Consider the following 23,536-nt stretch of genomic DNA (forward strand, 5'->3'; position numbering starts at 1 on the left):
GGGAGTGAATGGCGTATTAGGCCTTGCCCCGTCATTGCGAGCCTTGGCGAAGCAATCCAGATCGGAGCCTTGAATGAGGCATCGAATCTGGATTGCTTCACTGCGTTCGCAAAGACGGGAGTGAATGGCGTATTAGGCCTTGCCCCGTCATTGCGAGCCTTGGCGATGCAATCCAGATCGGAGCTGAGTGAAGTATCCATACGGATTTCTCTTTTCACCATTTGCCCGTTTTTCAAAATGCTGGTAATCCTGCAAGTCGAACCAACTTCCGCCCCAATCCCAGTCCCGCAATTTGAAAAGCTGATAGAAAGGGGTGTTAATGGTAATTTTACCTGGATAAGGCTGTGCTCTATCTGCAAATGGTGCAGCCTGTTGCGGCAAAATAATCCCGGCTTTGACATAGGGATTAATCAGTGGATTAATATCGATAGCCCGGCCATAACTGTGTTGTGAGAAAATTCCTGGCTGGTTAGTTACCTCGCGGCAGTTAAAAGAAGAGGTATTATTCGCCTGCATGGCTAATTCATCATTGCCTTCAAAATCTTCCATCAACCGCATTTGCTGGATAGGGTATTTTTCTTTATAGAGGGTATTAAAAATGCTAAGCACTTCAGCTGCAATTTCCTGATGGACAATCAGTTGTCCAAAATGGGTTTTTTGATCAAATCCCCAATAGGGTAGGGTTACCAGAACCAGCTGGTTAATCGGGACAGGACAACCTGGATGCCAGGTGTATTGTTTCATTTTTTTCTGGATAGACTGAGGAATTGGTTTGATACTACTTTTATAAGTATTAGCCTGTACCAGGTTTGACAGGAAAATCGCAAGAGAAAGAAAGAAAACCAATGGCCTTATCATAGAAGTTAATGATTAAAAAAATTCACTGAATTATATCATGTAAATCGCTTAGATCGCATTGTTATCCAGGTTAAACATTTTCCTATAATGGCGATACCAGTCGGATTGAAAAACCTCCTCTGGATCGTACTTCTTTTTCAGCTTTAAAAACTCGATAAATTGAGGATAAGCACCGATAACCTGATCTTGTCTTGCCCAGCGATGATAGGTGAGAAAATAGCTGCCATTATGCTGAAGGGCCCGGTCAATAATCAGTCTGAAATCCTCTTTTGCTTTGCTTATACCCTCTGTTGTATGTTCCACATGAAAGTTAAAAACAATACAAGCATAGTCCTGTTTTGCCCAGGGCAAATAACTTTCACTGTCTTTTTTGATAAGGCGTATAGTGCCGTAAATCATATTGACCTTGTGTTGACGAAAGTCTTCACGCAGCTCTGTAAAAAGAGAGCTTAGCTGATCGCGTGGAACATAAATTTCGCTGATCATTTCTGAAGAGTTTTTATCAATGAATTGATGATAATTATTCAGATAAAATCCCATTTGATGGGTGTCGGAACGATAAATTTGTCCATTAGTTCCCAAATAATATTTAGAATAAATCGTAAAGGCGGCTGTCTTGTTTTTATGAGCCAATAACAGGAGCTTTGTCCAATCCTGACTCGATAATTCTTTCTGTGATTTTTCAGGATTAAATTCTGTATCCACTGGGCGGTAAAGTGAGTAAATCCCTTTTTTCATGAAATCCCCGGATGCCGGATCAATAGCAAACTGGAAGTCGCCGTATAAATAATCTTCATTGATCTTTTTAGTAACCAGAGGAATAAACTGGTCAACAGTAATCAGCTTCACTTCACGCTGTAAGGTGGTAACCGGAGAAAGCCTGAGCTTGACAGTCGCAATCACTCCAAACAGGCCATAACCGCCAATCACAAGCTTAAACAATTCAGGATTTTGCCTGCGGCTGCATTCCAGCAAATCACCATTGGCATCGATGAGTGTAAATGATTCCACGTCGGCAATAATGGGATGCATATTGAGTCCCCGGCCATGCACATTGGATGACAATGCGCCGCCTATACTGAGATTGTCTGCACCGGTTTGCTTCTGTCGTATACCCCAAAGCGGCGGATTGGGCTGATTTTTCTGCAGCCATGCCACCAGTTGCGGCCATTCAATGCCCGATTGCACTTCGACAATTCCATTGGCACTATCCAGGCCAATCACCTTATTAAACTTCGACATACTGAGATGGATTGTGCCAGAACCAAATTGCTGGCCGCCCATAGAGTGCTTGCCCCCGCTAATACTAATCGATTGCCCATATTGCCTGGCAGTATGGACAGCATTCTGAATCTCGGTTATGGAAACAGGATGTATAATCTGCGAGTGCAGGGTGGGATTTAACGATGAGTGAATATCATTAAGCAGCGTACCAGAGGGCTGAGCCTGATTAGATAACATCATCAGGCTTAGAAAAATCGCTGCAACCTGATAGAAAATACGCATCTGTATCAACCTGTAAAAAGCGCTTGTTTAAACTATAGAATCGATTGGCTATAAAATCTTCTATTTGCGCACAATGTAGTAAGTATTGATAATGTCATGTTCAAGATAGCGCTTCTCTATCTGGGTGAAGCCTGCTTCTTTCAGCATTTCCTCAGCCAGCTCTTCTCCCCATGCGGCACCAAGGCCTGCACCATTCTGCGACAGTGATACGGTCATACAGTGTAAACAGGAAATAGTATAAATCAGCGGTGCAATTGGATGATTGCTATTATTTTCTACGTGACTCGAAGTCTTGATATCTTGCATTAGAAACACTCCCTGTGGTTTTAAAGCTTGATAAACAGCCCTTAGGACTTCTTTCGGATGCGCCTGATCGTGAATGACATCAAAGCTGGTAATACAGTCATATTGATTTTGCTCATGCCATTTTGCCAGGTCCCTTCGGAGAAAATGGATATTATTGAGTCCTTCCTGCGCGGCTAACGAATTGGCGTTCATAATGGTTTCTTCACATAAATCAAAGCCATAAAATTGGCTGTTGGGAAAGTTTTTTGCCATCAGATTGAGCGCACGTCCATAACCGCAGCCAATGTCGAGTACTTTAATACCCTGGATAAGCTGCTCTTGCAGACCGCCCACCATTGGAATAATCTTATCCAGTAAAGCCATATAAATAGTCTGACTGCTTTCCTCTGCCATGACACTGTGAAAACGGTGGTAAGCCTCATAGGGAACTCCGCCGCCATGCATAAAAGCATCCAGGATCTGGTCTTCGACATTACCTAGTATAGGAATAAATTGGGCCATTACCGCGATATTGTTTGGAGAGGATGCCCGGGTCAGGAAGGCAGCATGTTCGGGCGGCAGATGGTAAAGTTTTTGCTCCGCCTCGTAATCGATGATTCCGCCGGTAACCATGGCGTTTAGCCATTCCCGTACATAGCGCTCATTCAAGCCGGCACTTTTGGCAATTGCCTCGCTGTTAGATGCCTCCATTGTACTCATTGTATCGAATAGCTTGCTGCGGTGCCCTATGGATATCATCAGGGCCAATGCGGCATGATTTAGCAATGATAATAACTGTTCGGAGAACTGTTCGGCTTTTTCCTGGTCGAAGGCTAGCATGATGGTCTCACTATTCCCTGTTTATCTAGTAAACTTAGAATTGAAATTGCTTTTTTGCAAATTGGCAGCCCCTTCTTTAACGGGATTACTCTATTTTGTACAATTGCTATACTATAGGCCATGACTTCTTCTTATCCACAAAGCATTGACTGGGCTCATCCTTTAATCAAGGAATGGTTTGTTAACCAGTTTGAGACGCCCACTGCACCACAGATCGAGGGCTGGCCCGGTATTTTGGCCGGACAGCATACCTTAATTTCTGCACCAACAGGTTCCGGCAAAACCTTTGCTGCTTTTCTGGTTTGTATAGACAGACTGGTTCGAGCGGCTGCAGCAGGTGAGTTGAGTAATCAAACCGAGGTGATTTATATTTCGCCGCTAAAAGCCCTGGGCAATGATATTCAGAAAAATCTTTTGGGCCCTTTAAAGCAAATCCAGCAACAGGCAATAAGCGCTGGTATTGATATGCCCGAAATTCGGGTGGCGGTCAGAACAGGCGATACGCCGGCCAAAGAGCGGCAATCGATGCTAAAAAAGCCGCCGCATATTCTGGTTACAACTCCGGAATCCTTTTATTTGTTGTTGACTGCTGAAAAAAGCCGCTCGCTGTTAAGTACGGTGAAAACGGTCATCGTTGATGAAATCCATGCCCTGGTGAATAGTAAGAGAGGTTCCCATCTCGCCCTGTCCCTGGAACGTTTGGAAAGGTTAAGCAAGCAACTGCCGGTGCGGATTGGATTGTCAGCTACACAAAAACCCATTGAACAGGTGGCGCAATTTCTAAATGGCAATGGCCGCGCTGTTCCCAATATTGTAGATATCGGCCATCAGCGCCATTTGGAGCTTCAGGTGGAAGTTCCCAGAACTCCGCTGGAATCGGTGACTTCGAATGATGTCTGGGATGAAATCTACGATCGTATTGCAGAACTGGCCATGCGGAATCGTTCTACCCTGGTTTTCGTCAACACCCGAAAATTATCAGAACGCATGTCGCATCATCTGGCTGCGCGTATTGGCAAAGATCTGGTTGCGGCTCATCACGGCAGTTTATCCCGTAAACTACGCCTGGCTGCTGAAAATGGTTTGAAAACTGGTGCATTAAAAGTCATTGTTGCCACTGCCTCGCTGGAGTTAGGCATTGATATTGGCTCTGTCGATCTGGTTTGCCAAATCGGTTCACCGCGTGCACTGGCTGTGGCTTTGCAACGCGTCGGCCGTGCAGGCCATTGGCATGGCGCGATTTCCAGAGGCTATTTTTTTGCTACTACCCGCGATGAACTATTGGAATGTGCTGCTCTGGTTTATGGCATTTACAGCGGTGATCTTGATCAATTGATTATTCCCGAGCAACCCCTGGATATCCTGGCCCAACAGCTTGTCGCAGCTTGTGCCACTGATGATTGGAATGAGGGGGAGCTCTATAAGCTGGTGAAACGAAGTTACCCATACCGTAATCTAAAGAGAGAAGTCTTTAACCGCGTGCTTGAGATGCTCAGCGAGGGAATTGCTGCCTCACGCGGCCGCTATGGAGCCTACCTGTTTCATGATCGAATCAATGGGATAATTAAAGCCAGAAGGGGAAGCCGTATGGCTGCGATTATGAATGGCGGTGCCATTCCTGAAACGAATTTGTTTACAGTGATTGCGGCACCTGAGGAAGTGGTTGTCGGGACGCTTGATGAAGAATTCGCTGTGGAAAGCCACAAGGGTGATGTGATTTTATTGGGCAACACGTCATGGAGGGTCCATAAAATTGAAAATACCAAAGGCAGGGTTATCGTTGAAGATGCGCATGGGGCGGCTCCCACCGTTCCATTCTGGCTGGGTGAGGCGCCTGCGCGCAGCAAGGAATTGTCTTTGCAAGTCTCCAATCTGCGGAAAAAGATTGATGAATTACTGCCTTTAGTGGTTGAAAATGAACCGGAAGTAAAAGAGGGGGCTGGCGAATGGCTGATGGCCAATTGCCGGGTGAGCCGCTGCGGCGCTCGTCAAATGATTGATTACATCATTGAGGGGCGCGCCCTCCTGGGTGCCGTCCCCAGTCAGGAAACAATTATTGCGGAGCGTTTTTTTGATGAATCCGGCGGCATGCAGTTAATTATCCATGCCCCTTTTGGAGCGCGGATTAATAAAGCCTGGGGTCTGGCTTTGCGCAAGCGTTTTTGCCGTTCCTTTAATTTTGAACTACAGGCAGCAGCTACCGATGACGGCCTTGCGATTTCCCTGGCTGAGCAGCACAGTTTTCCACTTGCAGATGTATTTCATTTTCTTAACCCTGCAACAATAAAAAAAGTATTAGTGCAGGCAGTATTACAATCCCCGGTCTTCACTACACGCTGGCGCTGGGATGCCATCCGGGCTTTGGCCTTGCAGCGTTATCGCAGCGGGCGAAAAGTGCCGCCCAATATATTGCGGATGCGGTCGGATGATTTGCTCGCCGCTGTTTTTCCTCAGGCGGCGGCCTGTCAGGATAATTTAGGGGGACAGGATGTTGAGCTGCCAGAACATCCACTGGTCGATGAAACGATTAAAGATTGCCTGACTGAGGCTATGGATATCGATGGATTGCGCCAGCTATTGAAGGCTATAAAAGCTGGAAACGTTCATTGTATAGCCGTCGATACGCCCACACCTTCCGTGTTTTCACATGAGATTCTCAATGCTAATCCCTACGCTTTTCTTGATGATGCCCCCCTGGAGGAGCGGCGGACCCGTGCGGTCGCGATGAGAAGGGTGTTACCGGAATCGCTGCAGGGAAATATTGGTCAACTCGATCCGGAGGTTATTGCCGACGTTCAACGTCAAGCCTGGCCTGATATACGCAATGCTGATGAGTTGCATGATTTTCTGCAAACGATGATTGGTCTTGCCAGGGATAATCCGCGTCTTCCTGATGCCTGGTCGGTTTTTTTTGAGCAGTTACTGCATGGTAACCGGGCGGGTATGGCCCTTTCCGAAGGGAATTCGTTCTGGGTTGCTGCCGAGAAAAAGAATCCGTTTCTAGCCATTTATCCTCAAGCGAAGTTTACCCATGATTTAATTGACTGGGATACGCAGGTTTATGATACAGACGAGGCCTTATTAACTATGCTAAGAGGATGGATGCAGCATCTTGGGCCGGTCAATGAGGCGGAGCTTGCCCATTGGTTAAAACTGCCTCAAGCGGAGGTCTGTAACAGCTTATTGAGGCTTGAAGCCAGCGGTCAAATTCTGCGCGGGCATTTTCGCAGTAAAGAGGCTGGGCTGGAATGGTGTGAGCGTCGATTACTGGCAAGGATACACCAGCAAACGCTGGCCAAATTGCGCAGGGAAATTGAGCCAGTTAGTGCTGCAAAATTTATTCGCTGGCTAGCCAAATGGCAGCATATTTCCGCTGGAAGCCAGCTTAAAGGTGAACAGGGGGTTTTAGAAATAATACGCCAGCTGCAAGCTTATGAAATTCCGGCCAACGCCTGGGAAAAGCAAATTTTTGCAAAGCGGGTAAGTGATTACAATCCTGATCTGCTGGATCGCCTCTGCTTGTCAGGGATGGTTATGTGGGGAAGGCCCAGCCTGCATCCGACTATTGAATCGTCCCTAAAAGAAAAAAATGAAATCAGCAGTTATAAATCAATACAGGCAAACAGTATTACGCCCATTACTTTTTTAATCAGGGAAGAGTCCGGATGGCTGGCAGGAAAATCAGGCTTCACTCCTGATGAACTCCAGATGTTAAGTTATAACGCGCAGTTGGTCTATGATTATCTGCAAAGCCATGGCGCTTCATTCTTCAGTGATATTGTCAGCGATGTGCAGAAGTTAAAAGCAGAAGTCGAAAATGCTTTGTGGGAGTTGGTGGCAGCAGGCTTGATTACTGCGGACAGCTTTGACAACCTGCGCGCGATGATTGATCCGCAGCGCCGCACAGGACGGCGTCCGCGGCGGCATAGTTTATTCAGCCAGGGACGCTGGTCCTTACTGCGTGCTGCCAAGCCAGTGGAGGCGGAGCGGCGCATTGAATCAATCTGCCGGATTTTACTAAAGCGCTATGGCGTTTGTTTTCGTGAATTAGTGATGCGGGAAAAAATAGCCGCATCCTGGTCTGAATTATTGACAGGATTCCGCCGCCTGGAAGCCCAGGGGGAAATCCGCGGCGGGCGTTTCATCAGCGGTTTCACGGGTGAGCAATTTGCATTGGCTTATGCCGTCGATTCCTTAAGGGCCGCCGCGCAGCAGTCGGCAGGGCAGCAGGAAATTTCTATTTTTGCGGTTGATCCGTTGAATCTGGTCGGGGTGCTGTTACCGGGTGAAAAAGTTCCTTCGCGCTCAGGCAAGCAGTTAATTTTGCGAACCTAGCTGGACGGTAATTTGTGTTTTCGTTTTATACTTTAAGTGTGCCTACGTACCGCGCATAAATCCTGAGAGATCCTCGCAAATTTTAATCAATAGATCTGTTTGAGCAATTGTTAAGTCATACGCTGACTATATAAAAATGAAGGGATTCCTCAGACCGCGGTCGGCGCCCATAGCTATCTACACAAGTGCATGACAATTAAAAGCTATCGAATCCCCGCGGCTTTGACCGCGGGGCCCACAGGAAGCCAATTTAATGTTAAGAACACATGTTTTATGACTATCTGTTAAATCCTATTTTGGGGCAACATTGAAACTTGTCTGAGCACCACATACTTCAACAGGCATGGGCCCCGCGGTCAAAGCCGCGGGGATTCGAGTGCATTTGTGTATACCTATGGGCCGGCGCCGTGGCTGAGGATCCCCTCATTTTTTCATTCAAAAAATACGTAATAAGAATGAGGGGATTCCTCAGTCCTCAGGCCGAACGGTGCTAATACAATATGGGCTGTATTGCTTCTATTCGTTCAAACATTGCGAGGATCCCTCAGGCATAAAGCGCGGTACGGAGCTGTGATTGGAAATCTTTTACCAGCTCCAGATAATCCCAAGACTAGCGCTTCAAACCATGTGCATTGCGTTGGTCATTTTCGCTTGGCATTGAACTTCGCCCTGAGGCCTGCCTTGGAGCGAAACTGGCATAATAATCGCGCCTTTCTGAATACAGGGTATCAAGATGCAATTTTCTGATGACAGCGGCTTGCGGTTCCGGCCTGTACCACTGTCCTTTGAGGTCACAATAAAAATTTTCTATAAGCCATGCACCACAGCTTGAGCCATCAGGTTGTTGCATACAGCGAGGCGGAATCGTTAATTCTTCTTCATTACCGATGAAATTATTTTCTCGTAATTGTTTGCGTATCTCTTCATATCTTTCATCCTCCCGATAGTCATAATTCTCCCCACGGTTGCTATCAAAATAACTGACCTTCACAATGGCTTTATCTCGTATATCAACCCGTAAACCAACCCAATGCATATGATCCTGAATGGGAATAAGCAAGGTCTCTGAGTCACCCAGTGATTCATATTCCAGGTAATTAAATAAAACATTCGCAATATTATTGCCTTGCTGATTTAACTGTGAGCAAGCAATAACAGACACCCTGGGTAAAGAGGGTTGCTGAGCCAGTAAATGGTTTATGCGAGCGGTCAGAATGGCTTGTATATCCTCTGTTTCATAGAAATAGTTACAATTGATTTTAACTCGGGCCAAACCCATTGGCCTCTCAGGTCTTGCTGGTTTTTCAGGAATAGGCGTTTCTTGAGGTGGGGATTCAATCCTTCTGAGCGGTTTTCTGAATGAGGGTGGAGGTTGCCTAAAAAAAGAAGACTGGTTGACCACCGGTGCTGTTGGAGCCGGTTGGGGTAATTTATCCAATTCGTTTTGTACTGCGGCCAATGCGTCCTCTATCCGGGGGCGGACATGATTATGGTTGAGATGATTCCTGAGGGCGCGTTTTAAAAAGATCTTTTGCAAGACCAATAATTGATTCGCCTCCCCTGGATTTTTACGGCGCCGCGCCGTTAACTCGTCATTAAGCTGAAGAACAGCCCTGTGGTCTCTGTAATATTGAAATTCAAAGGTTAGGATTTTAACAAAGCGGGTTAGTTCAGCCAGTGAATGAAAATTTTGAATAATCAAAGGGATGCAGGGAGTATTTTTTGCCAGCTCGAAGCGTTTCTTTATAGAGCAAGCGTCAAATAAGGCTAGTAAATAATCCGCATTTTCGATGTTTCTTATGAGATCAGAAAGAATATCATTGTCGAGGGTAAAAAATGCAAATACCAGATCTTCAGAATTAGTAGGAGGGAGATCTTCATGGGGTGAGCTGTTGTTTCCCCCTGGTGTTTGGCGCACTCGTCTAAATTTCCGTAAATATACTTTATCCTCGATACCCAATAAGGTGCATAATTCCGCTTTTCTGTGATTGGAAATGGCGGTGTAAAGATCGAAACCTGGCCTATTTGAGGTACGAATAATATCCCTTGTGTTTATAGTGGTTGAGCTGGATTCTCTTGGTGGCCTTGGCAAAGATACCTCCCCGTCTTCCAGCATCGTCTCATTGACGATGGCTGATTGATATTCCGCGCTTCCCATTGGCAACGATATGTCGTCTGCTTCGAGCCTGCCTTCCCTGCTTGGTGGATTGCGTGGATTAAGGCCTGAGGATCTTCTTTCTCGCGTGGACAATGAGGCTGTTGGAGCTGCGAAGCGCGTTATTTTACCGGGTGGAATTTTCAACTTCTCTTGCATTAATTCTTGCAAATGAGGGGCTTGTCTTAAATCTTCGGCCAGTACTTCTATAAGATCCTGATATTCTTCATCCAGGTCAGAATAAGCTGGGATCAAATTAAGAGTCCTGAGGAAGTAGGGCAGATATTTTATATCTTTTTGAGCCAGTAATTTTGCAGAATCAAGGAATTCCAAAGCATCCTCTATATCCATGTGTTCAGTGAGTAGAATCCTCTCAGCTAAATCAAACAATAAGCGATCGAAATTAAAATAATTTTCCGAAATCTGGGCTAATGCAGAAAAAATAGAGATGGCTTCATCGCGATTGGCTTCATAATTAATGTGCTGGCTTATCCTTCTTTCCATTAAAAGCGCGTTTAACCAGGCTCCCTCCCATTGGCTTATGTATCCACGTATCAGGAGTTCATTGAGCATAGTTAATGCCATGCCCAGTTGTTTGGTGGTCCAGTTTTTTAAGAGTTCAGTAAATATTTTTTTGATAAAGCCAAGCGGAACCTTTCCCTCAAAACTCCCTTTTTTTAATATTTCTTGCAGATTCACCAAAATAGACACATACGAATGGGCAGGATTTTCATCCGCTACCGTATTACTTCCAAGAAAGGGGGTGATAAATGCGATTAATGGGGCTAGAGGCAAATTGCCGAATAGCATGTTATCCCTGGACAAAAATCCCAGGGCAACCATGCCCTGAGAAACTCTTTGTAAGGTTTTTTGCTTAATAAAATACTGATAAATTTCATCAAGGCTAATGCGTCCCTTAATTGCATTGTTATCGGACAAAAATCCGATGCCATAAAGAGCAAGCCCCAGGCTGTCACTGTTGCTGGAGATCGTTTTAAGGCATTTCATTAAGTCAGCTACTAAAGCTCGGCCCAGTATATGCCCCTGGGAAGCTAATGTTCCCAGGTAATAAACATAATTACCTATGTAGTTGTCATATTCCGGATAATGGAGAAATTCTTTTAATACATGAATGAGATCTTCCATTTCGAAACTATCAGTTATGCATTTATAATCACCTAATGTTTTCAGGTTATTAAAAATAAAACTGCGGCTTTTTTTACCAAATTTATCGTGAGTATTTGCGTTATATTCGTTGCGACTGCTAAGAGTGAAATGAGCCAGACAATGACTAATCTGATAAGCACTTACGTTGCCTGATAATTTTTCATTTTTTCTGAGATTTTTTAATAGTTCACAAAGAACCGACGTAATAATTGTATTATCCTCGCGCCATTTTACTAATGGAAGGATTTCCTGCAAGCTGCGTGCGTGTATTTGTCCGTCGATTCGATTGTGTTCGTTGAGCTGCGATATCCCCATAATGCAAGCCTTTAATGCCCTATAGTCCGCATGCAGCTTGACTGCTTTGACGACTACTCGTTCAATCAAATCAGCAGGAATGTTCTGGTCAATAACTCTTTGTAATGTTGAGCCCAGGCTAGACAATATGGTGGTTAATGAGTATGCAGTTGGATTTTCTTCACGGAGAATGCTCTCCAGTATTTTGACAATAAGGGCCGTAGGAAAGGACGATACAGGATAGCCGCCATTGATAAGTTCGCGTAAATTGGAAATAAATTTTGATAAGTTTGTAGAAACCGAAGCATTTTCAAACTGAAGGTTGTGCAAATCCCGGGTTGTCGTCAAAATGTGCTCAATATTCGCCAGGTTGTCTGAAAAAAAACGTTTTTCATCTGGGGAGGGATTTTTTTTTACCAGTTCTGCAAGATTACGAAAGGATTGGTCAATAGACCACCGCTGGGTTGAAGCAGCAGAATGTTTATCGCTTTTTTGTCGTTTATTAGAGCTTTGCTCTCCAGTGCTGTGTCGCTTGTTATTCGATGGTTCTGAACCCGGCATTTTAGATTCCGCAAATAATATTTATAATAATTTTAACAAAATGTTCATTATTTGTCAGTTCGGGGAATAAATAAATTCAATGTCGATTGCATATGACAGTACGCTTCCCGCTAGAATTCAATCTGATCGAGCAGGTCAATCTGTTCGTTGAGGTTCCTTATCAGATTTTCCCAGTAAACAGGGGTATTAAACCATGGAAAGCTCAATGGAAACGCCGGATCGGCCCAGCGCTTTGCCAGCCATCCTGAATAGTGCAGCATGCGTAATGTCCGTAAGGGCTCGATTAAATGACGTTCGCGCAGGTTAAAATCATGGAACTCATAATAACCGTCTAATATTTTATCCAGCTGCGAACGGATTTGCGCCGGTTCGCCTGAAAGTAACATCCAGATATCCTGGATTGCGGGACCCATCAGGCAGTCGTCCAGATCGACGATATGCGGGCCTGATTCCCTCCATAGAATATTGGCTGCATGACAATCCCCGTGCAGCCTTATTTGATCGATAGGCCCTATCGAGTTAAAAATCTCTGTTATTTTCTCCAATACTTTTTCGACAGTCTTGGTAAAATTGGCGGTTAAATAATCAGGAACAAAACGCTGCTCCATGAGAAGCTTATAAGGATCATGGCCATAACTTTGCGGATTTAACTGGATGCGGTGCTGAAATGACTGGCTGGCACTGATTCGATGCATACGTCCTATAAATCGCCCCATCCATTCCAGTTGTTCATCATTATCCAGTTCAAGGGCATGTCCGCCGCGCCTGGGGAAAAGTGCAAATCGGAAATCCTGGTAATGGTGCAGGCTTTGGCCGTTTATGATTAGAGGGGCAATGATCGGAATTTCATGCTGCACCAATTCCAGCGAGAACTGATGCTCCTCCAGGATTGCCGCTGAACTCCATCGATGAGGCCTGTAAAATTTGGCAATGAGTGGTTCCGCATTTTCAATTCCTATCTGATAAACACGATTTTCATAGCTGTTGAGTGCGTGCAGGCTGCCTGTGCAAAGAAAACCGGTGCTTTCAACAGCATTCAGTATGGTGTCTGGACTAAGTGTCTCATAAGGCGTTTGATGGTCCTGATTCAAATGCGAATCCTCTAGCTTGAATTAGCCTACCTTGTACATCTTTTCCGGGGTTCTGGCAAGGGCGGAGATACCGCGAACGAAGATTATCTCTGAATCCCCGCGGCTGCGACCGCGGGGCCCATGTTTGGTGGCCGAACATGCTTTTCAGAGGAATCCAATGTTGCCAAAAATAGCAATAAAAGCAGTTAGGAACAAGTCTTTCAAACATCATCCTTCAATTAGCAAAACCGATATTCTAAATAGGCTTCGTGTGGGCCCCGCGGTCGCTGCCGCGGGGATTCGATGGTGCGGGGTGAGATGGTCAGTGCCGCGAGCATTCGATATTTCGTTGCATTCGTGTAGATGCCTATGGGCTTGTCCGCAGTGCCTGTGGATACCGCGAACATGTCGCGGTAAGTAGAGCATTCAGGAGTAGTTGTGTGCCGGGTTATGTAATGTGTTCATCCCCAGGCTACTTCATTTCCTCTTCACCAACTGAAATTTTGCCGCTGGTGTAAGAATGAGCGCCTGCTCCGCGAAGCTCGTGGTTATCGACGATTAGGTATTCATCACGGATTGGTTTTCCTGAGAACCAGCACTCCAGTATTTCGCGGGTTCCTGCCGCATAGCGCGCCTGTGCGGATAGGCTCGTTCCCGAAATATGAGGCGTCATGGCATGGTGGGGCATGCTGCGCCAGGGATGATCTTCCGGCGCTGGTTGAGGAAACCAAACATCTCCTGCATAACCTGCAATTTTGCCGCTTTTGCATGCTCTGACGATCGCATCGCGGTCACAGATTTTGCCACGGGCTGTATTGACAATATAAACGCCATTTTTCATTTTGCTGATGAGCGCATCATTGATTAAATGTTCGGTTTCAGCATGCAGGGGAACATTAATAGTAAACACATCGCAATGAGGAAGCATGGACTCTACATCTTTGTGATAAACCAGACCCAACTCTTTTTCAGTGGCTTCCGGCAAACGGTGCTGATCAGTGTAATGAAGTTTTACATCAAAGGGTTTTAAACGTTTCATTACTGCAAGGCCGATTCTTCCGGCACCCAGAGAGCCTACGGTCATGCCTTCCAGATCGTAGGAACGGGCGGCGCAATCGGCAATGTTCCAGCCGCCATTGACGACCCAATGGTAGGAAGGGATATAGTTCCTCACCAGCGCCAATATCATCATCACCACATGCTCAGCAACACTGATGCTATTGGAGTAAGTCACCTCGGCAACAGTGATCCCTTTGGCAATCGCTGCATTTAAATCCGTGTGATCTGAGCCGATCCCGGCAGTAATGACCAGTTTCAGGTTTTTTGCCCGGTCAATACGCTCGGCAGTCAGGTAGGCAGGCCAGAAGGGTTGGGAAATAACAATATCCGCATCCGCTAATTCTTTTTCAAACACGGATTCAGAACCTTCCTTGTCTGATGTAACCACAAGCTGATGCCCCATTTTTTCCAGAAAAGGGCGCAAGCCCAATTCGCCAGATACAGAACCCAATAATTCGCCCGGGGTAAAATCAATGCCTTGGGGATTGGGGACTGTTTGGCCATTCGGATAATGGGTAATGGTGGGGATTTCTTCCCGGGGATAGGACTTTGGATAGCCTGTTACCGGATCGTTATAAAGAACACAAAGTACTTTTGCCATTCATTTCTCTCCTTGAAAAATAGTTTGCCTGTATCAGTTGTCATTCAGGCTTTTTATGTCGATTACAAAGCGGTAACGGACATCGCTTTTAAGAACGCGTTCATAAGCTTCATTGATATGACTGATAGGAATCAGTTCGATATCCGAGCTGATGTTATGTTTCCCACAAAAATCCAGCATTTCCTGGGTTTCTTTGATACCACCGATTAAAGAGCCGGCGATGCTTCTTCTGCTGGCAATCAGCGGTATGGCGGCAATTGGAATATCCTGCGGTGGAATACCGAGAATCACCATGGTGCCATTTGTTTTAAGAAGCTGAGTATAATCCCCCCAGTTAATGGCTGAGGATACGGTATTAATAATCAAATCAAAATGATTAGCCAGTTTGCTAAAGGTTTCAGGATTGCTGGTTGCATAAAAATGATCAGCCCCCAGACGTTTGCTATCGGCTTCTTTTTTCATCGACTGACTGAGCACAGTCACCTCTGCTCCCATGGCATGGGCGAGTTTAACGCCCATATGCCCAAGCCCGCCCAATCCGATAATAGCGACTTTTTTACCTGGACTGGCATTCCAGTGGCGAAGGGGGGAGTAGAGGGTTATCCCTGCACAAAAGAGCGGCGCTGCACTATCTAGTGGAATGTTGTCCGGGATGCGCAGTACGTAATTTTCATCAACAACAATTTCGCTGGAGTAGCCGCCCAGGGTAATTTGTCCGCCATTTCTTTCTTTACTATTATAGGTATGTGTCATTCCTTCCAGGCAATATTGCTCTTGGTGCTCAAGGCAATTTTCACAGTGCCGGCATGAATCGACAAAGCAGCCGACACCGACATGATCGCCTTTTTTAAACTTGCTGACTTTTGAACCTACTTCACGCACAATACCCGCAATTTCATGCCCTGGTACCATGGGGAACAAGCCTGGCCCCCACTCATCGCGTACCTGATGGATATCGCTATGGCAAACGCCGCAATATCTGATATCAATCAATACATCATGCTCGCCAGTGGCTCTGCGTTCGAAGCTGTAGGGGGTAAGCGGTGTTTTAGGTAGCAGGGCTGCATATCCCTTTACGGAAATCATGGTTAATTCCTTTTACTAATTTAAATAGTAATGACATATTAGGCTGGGTGAGTCAAAAATGCAAAGCTCCTGGAATTAGGCTTATACTTCATCACGGGCTTCATCAAATCTTCAATTGCAAATACTTTGTCCAATAAAGATACCAATTCACGCAAATATTTGATATAATGCGCCCCAGTTTTAGCGTCTATTCCTGGGGGAATGCTTGTCTGACTCATTGGCCTTGGATTCGAGTGTTGCGGTAGCGCCTCGTGGGGGTATGAAAGCCTGGTTAGTCTGTCTTTCTGCTGGCTTGTTTTTCTTCTATGAATTTTTTCAGCTAAATATTTTTGATGTGATCAATCAGCCATTAAGGGATGATTTTGGTTTAAATGCAGCCCAATTGAGCTGGATGTCCAGCATGTATCTCTGGGCAGATATTCTCTTTCTATTGCCTGCAGGCTTAATTCTTGACCGCTTCTCGACGCGCCGGGTTATCCTGACTGCCATGTTTGTTTGTGTGATCGGCACTTTAGGCTTTGCCGTTACCCATTCGTTTCTGTTGGCTTCCATCTTTCATTTCCTTTCAGGAATCGGCAATGCCTTCTGTTTTCTGTCCTGTGTGGTTTTAGTATCCCGCTGGTTTCCTCCTCGCCGCCAGGCATTTGTTATTGGCTCTTTAGTAACGATGGCCTTTTTGGGGGGAATGACAGCACATACGCCTTTGGCGCAACTGGTTAATAATTTTGGCTGGCGAAATGCGCTGCTAATCGATAGCGCAGTGGGTGGATTGCTGCTGGCATGGATTGCAGTAAATATTCAGGATAGTCCCCATAAAACAAAACCTGTTTCTTATTCTCGTTCCGCACTGCTTCCCGGCTTTTTCAGGGCCTTATCCAATCCTCAAACCTGGCTGGCCGGTTTATATACCTCTTTCCTGAATTTGCCGATTATGGTGCTGTGTGCTTTATGGGGGGCAAGTTATCTTCAGCAAGTGCATCAGTTATCGGAAATGGCTGCCAGCAATGTGGTCAGTATGATTTTTATCGGCAGTATAATCGGCTGTCCATTAGTCGGCTGGTTGTCTGATTACCAGGGGAAACGAAAGCCCTTGATGATCGCCGGGGCGCTGGGCAGTTTAATCGTTGTAATACCACTGTTTTTTAATATGGATTTATCACAGCTGCAATTAAGCATGCTGTTTTTCATGCTGGGATTATTTACCAGTACCCAGGTGATTAGTTACCCCTTAATTGCAGAAAGCAATTCTTCCGACAACACAGGGGCTGCGACCGGGATCGCCTCTGTGCTCATTATGGGCGGCGGCGGAGTTGGGCAGGTGTTATTTGGTTTTCTGATTCAAAACCATGCGGGCACTAGCTCCCAAAATTATGCAACAGCGGATTTTCAGTTTGCGATGTGGATGTTTCCCCTGACTATAATCCTGGCTTTCATTACCTCTATGCTCATGCGTGAAACGCACTGCAAACATATCAACTAAGGAGTGAATATGCAGATGGTAGAAGAATACAGAGAAACTGGCAAACTGCGTGAATCATTGCTTCCCTGGATAGTGTGTGTCAGTGCGTCTTTATTTTTCTTTTATGAATTTATCCAGGGCAATATGTTTGCCTCAATTGCTGATAATATCATGCAGGATTATCATATCCAGGCTGATAAAATGGCGTTGTTATCCAGTATTTATTATGTTTCAAACGTCATTTTTCTGTTTGTCGCCGGTTTCGTCCTCGATAGATACTCCACTAAGAAAACCGTCCTGCTAGCCATGTTCCTGTGCGTTTTAAGCACATTTATTCTTGCCAATTCACATTCCTTTTACCTTGCATTGTTTTGTCGTTTTGTCACCGGCATCGGCAGCGCTTTTTGCTTCCTTGGCCCTATTCGTCTGGCATCGCGATGGTTCCCGCCTCGGCAAATGGCGATGGTAACCGGTATTATTGTGACAATTGCCATGACCGGCGGCATGCTAGCCCAATATCCTCTGACAAAACTGGTTTCCCAGGTCGGTTGGCGGGAGGCCTTAACCCAGGTCGGATGGCTAGGAATGATTATGCTTGCTCTGATGTTCTTTGGTATTCTTGAAAAGAAACAACAGAAGCAATCCACTTCTCCTAAATCTTTGAACCTGCTGGCAGTTGCAAAACAGACCTATTTGAATACCCAGACTTTAAGAGCTGCCTTGTGTACCAGTTTGATGAATATGGCCATTGCCGTATTTGGAGCGATGATGGGTTCTCTTTATCTTGTGCAGCGTCTGGGAGTCAGTAAAGAAGATGCGGCCATGGTTAATACATTGCTCTTTCTTGGCGCAATTATCGGCGGCCCTTTAATTGGCTGGATATCTGATAAACTGGCCTTGCGGGTTATGCCGATGAAAGCTTGTGTAATCGTTTCACTGGCCATCCTGGTGCTTGTTCTCTATGCGCCAGTGTCCTTACCCGTAATGAAAGTGTTATTTTTCCTGCTCGGATTTTTTACTGCTGGACAAGTAATTAGCTATGCGCTGGTTGCAGAAAAGAGCCCTATTGCAATTACTGCGACAGCAGTCAGTGTGATTTCTATATTAACCCAGGGCGGTTACATTATTTATCAGAATCTGTTTAGTGTGCTATTAATGAGTCATGGGGAAATGCAAATGCATGGCGAAACGCCTGTCTACTCCTTAGGCGATTATCAGTTCGCTGCAATCATTTTACCTGTCGGTTTAATTATCGCATGGCTGGCCTTATGGGGATTGAAAGAAACCCATGGACGGCATGTGGAGGAGTAAAATGGTCGGTCGCGTATGTATTCTGTTGATGGATTCTTTCGGCATTGGCGCTAGCCAGGATGCCGGCAAATATGGTGATCTGGGCGCAGATACGTTTGGCCATATTCATGCAGCCTGCGCTGCAGATCAAGCTAATCGCGCAGAGCTGCGCCATGGCCCTCTATCGATTCCCAATCTCGCCAGACTGGGGCTCTACCATGCCGCTTTAGCCAGCACAGGTATTCCTCTGGTTGATTTAGGCAGCCTGGGGGAACCCGCAGGATATTATGGCTATGCGGTTGAGCAAAGTCTGGGGAAGGACACGCCAAGCGGCCATTGGGAATTGGCTGGCGTACCCGTTTTATTCGAGTGGGGCTATTTTCCAGATGCCCCCAATTGTTTCCCGGAAAAATTAATTGCTGATTTTATAAGAGAAACCAAAATCGCTGGTGTGCTGGGTCTTAAGCATGCGAGCGGAACCACCATTATTGATGAATTGGGTGAAGAGCACATCATCAGCAATAAACCCATTGTTTACACCTCAGCAGACAGTGTTTTTCAGATTGCTGCGCATGAAGAGTATTTTGGCCTTGAAAGGCTTTATGGAATTTGCGAGGTTGCTCGCCGTCTGGTGGATGAATACCAGATTGGTCGCGTCATTGCACGTCCTTTTATTGGCAAACCAGGTGCATTTAAGCGGACTGGCAATCGGAAAGATTATGCCACGCTTCCTCCCGCACCGACTTTACTTGATAAATTAAAAGCCTCTAACAGAGAGGTGATTGCGATAGGAAAGGTGGCTGATATTTACGCACACCAGGGACTAACGCAAACGGTTAAAGCCGATGGCAATATGGCCTTGTTTGATGCCACACTCGCCGCTATGGCAACCGCACCTGCCGGCAGTTTACTGTTCACCAACTTCGTTGATTTTGACTCTTCCTATGGCCACCGGCGGGATGTGGCTGGCTATGCGCAGGCACTGGAAGCCTTTGATGCACGACTCCCTGAGCTAATCAATATATTACAAGCGGATGACTTAGTGGTAATTGCTGCGGACCATGGCTGTGATCCCACTCAACCGGGCTCTGATCATACCCGCGAACATATTCCAGTTCTGGCATTTGGCAAGCAAACAAAAGGCTGCTTCATTGGACGAAGGGACAGCTTCGCCGATGTGGGGCAGAGTATTGCCGAGTTTCTTGGTATTGAACCACTAGAGAATGGCGTCTCGTTTCTGAAGGCGGCAGCCAGCCATGATATATCCTGAGTCCTTTAATCTTTATTGCAAAGGACTCATTAATAACCGTCTGACTTCTCTTCGAAAGTCTATTCTTTATATTCTGTGGTCAGCTAACAGGCCATTAAAAGCCTATGAAATTCTTGAGCATTTGCTGGAAACAAAAATTAATGCCCAGCCGCCCACTGTTTACAGGGTGCTGGATTACTTTGTTTTTGCCGGGTTAGTACACAAGGTCGAGTCCATCCAATGTTATACATTGTGCAAACAGCCGGAGCAGCATTTTCCTTCTGAACTCCTGATGGTGTGTAACCACTGTCATCAGGTGCAGGAAATTTACAACAAGCAGTTAAGGGAACTGATTAAACAGCTAACCGAAGATTGTCAGTTCAATCTTGGCCAATCAACTATTGAGTTGAAAGGCCTTTGCCAGCATTGCGAAAAGCAGGGCTGTATGACCTGCTGAGACCTCAGGGTAAGTCCGTACTCGAATCCTACGGCGAAGACCCTGCCGAATACCCGCGGCTAAGATCTGCCGAATTCCCGCGGCTTTGACCGCGGGATCCATTAAGCTGCCCACCTGAAAAATTTTTGCTAGTCCTGCATGGTTGAATGGCCCCCGCGGTCGAAGCCGCGGGGATACGTGGGACCTCGCCGCGGGATCGTATGACTCTGGCTACAGCCCGTAAAAAATATTACCAGTATCCATTGAAATTCCTGAATTGACCCCCATTTGACAGCTTTGACTTATGAAAAAGAGGATTGGCCTTGGAACAGTATCGCGGTACTACCATTCTTTCCGTTCGCCGGGGGAATAAAGTGATTATTGGGGGCGATGGTCAGGTGACCATGGGCAACACAGTGATGAAAGGTAATGCACGGAAGGTGCGGCGCTTGTATAAAGACAAAGTGATCGCTGGTTTCGCCGGGGGTACGGCAGATGCATTCACTTTATTTGAACGATTCGAGCGTAAGCTGGAAATGCATCAAGGTCACTTAGTACGTGCTGCCGTTGAATTGGCAAAAGACTGGCGCACTGACAAAATACTGCGCCGACTGGAAGCCCTGTTAGCCGTTGCTGATCACAAAGCATCATTGATTATCACCGGTAATGGCGATGTGATTGAGCCAGAGGCGCATGGCCTGATTGCTATTGGCTCCGGCGGTCCTTTTGCCCAATCAGCTGCACGGGCTTTATTGGAAAATACCGATTTATCTGCCCGGGAAATCGTAGAGCAAAGTTTAAAAATTGCCGGTGAGATTTGTATCTACACCAACCATAATTTAACCATCGAAGAATTGGATAGTGAGCATGAGTAATACTATGATGACTCCGCGTGAAATTGTTCAGGAGTTAGATCGATTTATAATTGGACAGGACGAAGCCAAAAGAGCAGTGGCGATTGCACTGCGTAATCGCTGGCGGCGCATGCAGATTGAAGATGATGCATTGCGTAATGAAATTATGCCAAAAAATATTCTGATGATTGGTCCAACCGGGGTGGGTAAAACTGAAATTGCCCGCCGTCTGGCAAAACTGGCGCAGGCTCCGTTTATCAAAGTAGAGGCAACCAAGTTTACAGAAGTAGGTTATGTAGGACGCGATATTGATTCAATAATCAGGGATCTGGCTGATATCGCTATCAAGCAGGAGCGTGAAACAGCCATGAGAAAGGTTGAACACCTCGCTGAGGACGCTGCTGAAGAGCGTGTCCTGGATGCCTTGCTGCCTGCTGCCCGCGGCACCATGATGGCCAGCGAAAAAGAAAGCTCAACCCGTCAGGTGTTTCGCAAGCAGCTAAGGGAAGGCAAGCTGGATGATAATGAAATAGAAATAGAAATTGCTTCTTCACCAGTCGGCATTGAAATAATGGCTCCTCCAGGCATGGAAGAAATGACCAGCCAATTGCAGTCTATGTTTCAGCAAGTCGGGGGCGGACGTACCAAAACGCGCAAAATGACAATCGTCAAAGCAATGAAAATCCTGCGCGAGGAAGAAGCGGCCAAGTTAATCAATGAAGATGATATCAAGCAAAAAGCTATCGAAAAAGTCGAGCAGCACGGCATTGTATTTATTGATGAGCTGGACAAAGTCGCACAACGCTCAGAAAATGGAATGAGCGGCTCGGTGTCAAGAGAGGGGGTACAACGTGATCTGCTGCCTTTAGTAGAAGGTTCAACGGTTTCGACTAAATACGGCATGATCAAATCCGATCATATTCTCTTTATCGCTTCAGGCGCATTTCATGTTGCCAAACCTTCCGATCTGATCGCCGAACTTCAGGGACGTTTACCCATCCGTGTCGAACTCTCGGCATTAAGCGTAGAGGATTTTGTGCGAATTCTTACAGAGCCCAGCGCGTCATTGACAGAGCAATATTCAGCCTTAATGGCAACCGAAGGGCTAACGCTGACCTTTGATGATACCGGCATTCGCCGCATTGCGGAGGTCGCCTGGAAAGTGAATGAGCGCACGGAAAACATCGGTGCCAGACGTTTGTATACGGTAATGGAACGCCTTTTGGAGGTTGTTTCTTTTGAAGCGACGGACAAATCGGGTGAAGCAGTTCACATTGATGCGGCCTATGTCGATAAACATCTTGGCAAGCTGGTAGATGATGAAGATCTGGCTCGATATATTTTATAATCGTAAAAGCGTCTGCTTTCAATTGGGATCTCGGACGCTGCGATTTAAGTGATAACTATGACAGGAGGCTTTCATCAGACTATAATCCTTATATGGATGAAATATGAAACGATGATAGTGTGTCAAATTATTGATAAGCCATGATCATTACTGTTTATGGCTTTTAAGGATCTGAAAGAATGCCAATTCCTTTCATATTGTTGGTAGAAGATAATTTAATTGCCTTGACCACAATTCAAAGCTTAGCCAAGCAAAGCCAATGCCGCTGGTTATCCGCTGACAATGCCGAACGAGCTTTTTCTTTGGCTACAGAACATGAATTTGATTTGATAATTACCGATCTGGGATTACCTGATTTTTCGGGTTTGGAACTGACAAAAAAAATAAGGGAATGGGAGGTTGCGAATGGCAAGCCTTCCGTCCCTATTATTGGATTAACCGTACATGCCATGAATGAAGAGGCCCTTTCGGCAGGAATGAATGACTTATTGATAAAGCCTCTGAGTCTTGCTGATTTCCAGAAGTTGCTGGCGGATTATTTGACGGAATAAATCTGTATTTATTACACATGGTCTTGAGCCTCAGAGATTCCTGCCTCTCGGGCACAATGGGCACAGCAATAATATTCCCCTTCTGCTTCCACGCCATGGCCAATAATTTTACAAGAGCAATGTTTGCATTCTGGCGCTAACTCCTGAATCGCACACTCAAAACAATCGAAAGTGTAGTGATTGCCATTTTGTTGAATAATTAAAGGATTCTGGTAATTATTTCCACATACCTGACAGGTTGTCATAACGATCTCCTTTTCTAAAACTCACTCTTTAACTATAGCCCTTTTGAAAAACCTTGTCGGAAAAAGCCATTTGCTATAATTATAATTAAAGTTTGTATAAGCAAGGAGGTGGATCATGCCACGTGGAGATAAATCAAGTTACACAGCCAAACAGAAACGGAAAGCTGAACATATTGAGAAAGGCTATGAGAAGAAAGGTGTTTCCCATAAAGAAGCTGAAGAAAGAGCCTGGCGTACTGTCAATAAACAAGATGGCGGCGGTAAAAAAGATTGATAAATTTACCTGT

The 23,536-nt window shown here is 45.7% G+C and carries 17 protein-coding genes; 9 read left to right on the forward strand and 8 right to left on the reverse strand.

The window, feature by feature from the left end:
- Nucleotides 1-147: 147 nt before the first annotated feature.
- Genes DYH42_RS02350 through DYH42_RS02360 form a run of 3 tightly spaced genes read right to left on the reverse strand, consistent with a single transcriptional unit; the run spans nt 148 to nt 3,489 of the window.
- Complete coding sequence (locus DYH42_RS02350; protein ID WP_058523148.1) at nt 148-858, reverse strand: M15 family metallopeptidase; 711 nt, start codon at nt 856-858, stop codon at nt 148-150.
- A gap of 48 nt (nt 859-906) precedes the next feature.
- On the reverse strand, nt 907-2,364 hold the full coding sequence (locus DYH42_RS02355) for an FAD-binding oxidoreductase (protein ID WP_058523147.1): 1,458 nt from the start codon (nt 2,362-2,364) through the stop codon (nt 907-909).
- Between the two features lie 60 nt (nt 2,365-2,424).
- A complete protein-coding gene (locus DYH42_RS02360) occupies nt 2,425-3,489 on the reverse strand; it encodes a class I SAM-dependent methyltransferase (protein WP_058523146.1) in 1,065 nt (354 codons plus the stop codon).
- A 120-nt stretch (nt 3,490-3,609) separates the two neighbouring features.
- Here DYH42_RS02360 and DYH42_RS02365 point away from each other — a divergent pair, with 120 nt between their 5' ends.
- Complete coding sequence (locus tag DYH42_RS02365; protein ID WP_058523145.1) at nt 3,610-7,824, forward strand: DEAD/DEAH box helicase; 4,215 nt, start codon at nt 3,610-3,612, stop codon at nt 7,822-7,824.
- A gap of 610 nt (nt 7,825-8,434) precedes the next feature.
- Here DYH42_RS02365 and DYH42_RS02370 read toward each other — a convergent pair.
- From DYH42_RS02370 to DYH42_RS02385, 4 genes are all read right to left on the reverse strand, one after another.
- Entirely contained in the window at nt 8,435-12,001 is a 3,567-nt protein-coding gene (locus tag DYH42_RS02370; RefSeq protein ID WP_058523144.1) for a Ulp1 family isopeptidase, read from the reverse strand.
- Between the two features lie 110 nt (nt 12,002-12,111).
- Nucleotides 12,112-13,092 (reverse strand): serine/threonine protein kinase, encoded by a 981-nt coding sequence (locus DYH42_RS02375; RefSeq protein WP_058523143.1) that lies wholly within the window; start codon nt 13,090-13,092, stop codon nt 12,112-12,114.
- Between the two features lie 451 nt (nt 13,093-13,543).
- Nucleotides 13,544-14,731 (reverse strand): NAD-dependent formate dehydrogenase, encoded by a 1,188-nt coding sequence (locus DYH42_RS02380; RefSeq protein ID WP_058523142.1) that lies wholly within the window; start codon nt 14,729-14,731, stop codon nt 13,544-13,546.
- 33 nt (nt 14,732-14,764) lie between these two features.
- Complete coding sequence (locus DYH42_RS02385) at nt 14,765-15,817, reverse strand: NAD(P)-dependent alcohol dehydrogenase (RefSeq protein WP_058523141.1); 1,053 nt, start codon at nt 15,815-15,817, stop codon at nt 14,765-14,767.
- A 259-nt stretch (nt 15,818-16,076) separates the two neighbouring features.
- On the opposite strand from DYH42_RS02385, the gene DYH42_RS02395 reads away from it, so the two are divergent.
- The 7 genes from DYH42_RS02395 to DYH42_RS02425 all read left to right on the forward strand — a co-directional run bounded on the left by DYH42_RS02395 (nt 16,077) and on the right by DYH42_RS02425 (nt 23,004).
- Nucleotides 16,077-17,297, forward strand: a complete 1,221-nt coding sequence (locus DYH42_RS02395) for an MFS transporter (protein WP_423202287.1) — start codon at nt 16,077-16,079, stop codon at nt 17,295-17,297.
- A gap of 9 nt (nt 17,298-17,306) precedes the next feature.
- Entirely contained in the window at nt 17,307-18,587 is a 1,281-nt protein-coding gene (locus tag DYH42_RS02400; RefSeq protein WP_058523138.1) for an MFS transporter, read from the forward strand.
- 1 nt (nt 18,588) lies between these two features.
- Nucleotides 18,589-19,836 (forward strand): phosphopentomutase, encoded by a 1,248-nt coding sequence (locus DYH42_RS02405; protein WP_058523137.1) that lies wholly within the window; start codon nt 18,589-18,591, stop codon nt 19,834-19,836.
- Nucleotides 19,823-20,272 carry a Fur family transcriptional regulator gene (locus DYH42_RS02410; protein ID WP_058523136.1) on the forward strand — a complete coding sequence of 150 codons (450 nt, stop codon included), beginning with the start codon at nt 19,823-19,825 and terminating at the stop codon, nt 20,270-20,272. The genes DYH42_RS02405 and DYH42_RS02410 overlap by 14 nt, the downstream gene beginning before the upstream one ends.
- Nucleotides 20,273-20,574: 302 nt before the next feature.
- A complete protein-coding gene (hslV, locus tag DYH42_RS02415; RefSeq protein WP_058523135.1) occupies nt 20,575-21,126 on the forward strand; it encodes an ATP-dependent protease subunit HslV in 552 nt (183 codons plus the stop codon).
- Nucleotides 21,119-22,453 carry an ATP-dependent protease ATPase subunit HslU gene (hslU, locus tag DYH42_RS02420; RefSeq protein WP_237758989.1) on the forward strand — a complete coding sequence of 445 codons (1,335 nt, stop codon included), beginning with the start codon at nt 21,119-21,121 and terminating at the stop codon, nt 22,451-22,453. The genes hslV and hslU overlap by 8 nt, the downstream gene beginning before the upstream one ends.
- 179 nt (nt 22,454-22,632) lie before the next feature.
- A complete protein-coding gene (locus tag DYH42_RS02425) occupies nt 22,633-23,004 on the forward strand; it encodes a response regulator (RefSeq protein WP_058523134.1) in 372 nt (123 codons plus the stop codon).
- An 11-nt stretch (nt 23,005-23,015) separates the two neighbouring features.
- On the opposite strand, the gene DYH42_RS02430 is transcribed toward DYH42_RS02425, so the two are convergent.
- Nucleotides 23,016-23,249, reverse strand: coding sequence for a hypothetical protein (locus DYH42_RS02430; protein WP_058523133.1), 234 nt, complete (start codon nt 23,247-23,249; stop codon nt 23,016-23,018).
- A 115-nt stretch (nt 23,250-23,364) separates the two neighbouring features.
- Here DYH42_RS02430 and DYH42_RS16510 point away from each other — a divergent pair, with 115 nt between their 5' ends.
- Entirely contained in the window at nt 23,365-23,523 is a 159-nt protein-coding gene (locus DYH42_RS16510) for a hypothetical protein (protein ID WP_058523132.1), read from the forward strand.
- Nucleotides 23,524-23,536 lie beyond the last annotated feature (13 nt).

It is taken from the genome of Legionella birminghamensis, from assembly GCF_900452515.1.
Classification (GTDB): domain Bacteria; phylum Pseudomonadota; class Gammaproteobacteria; order Legionellales; family Legionellaceae; genus Legionella_C; species Legionella_C birminghamensis.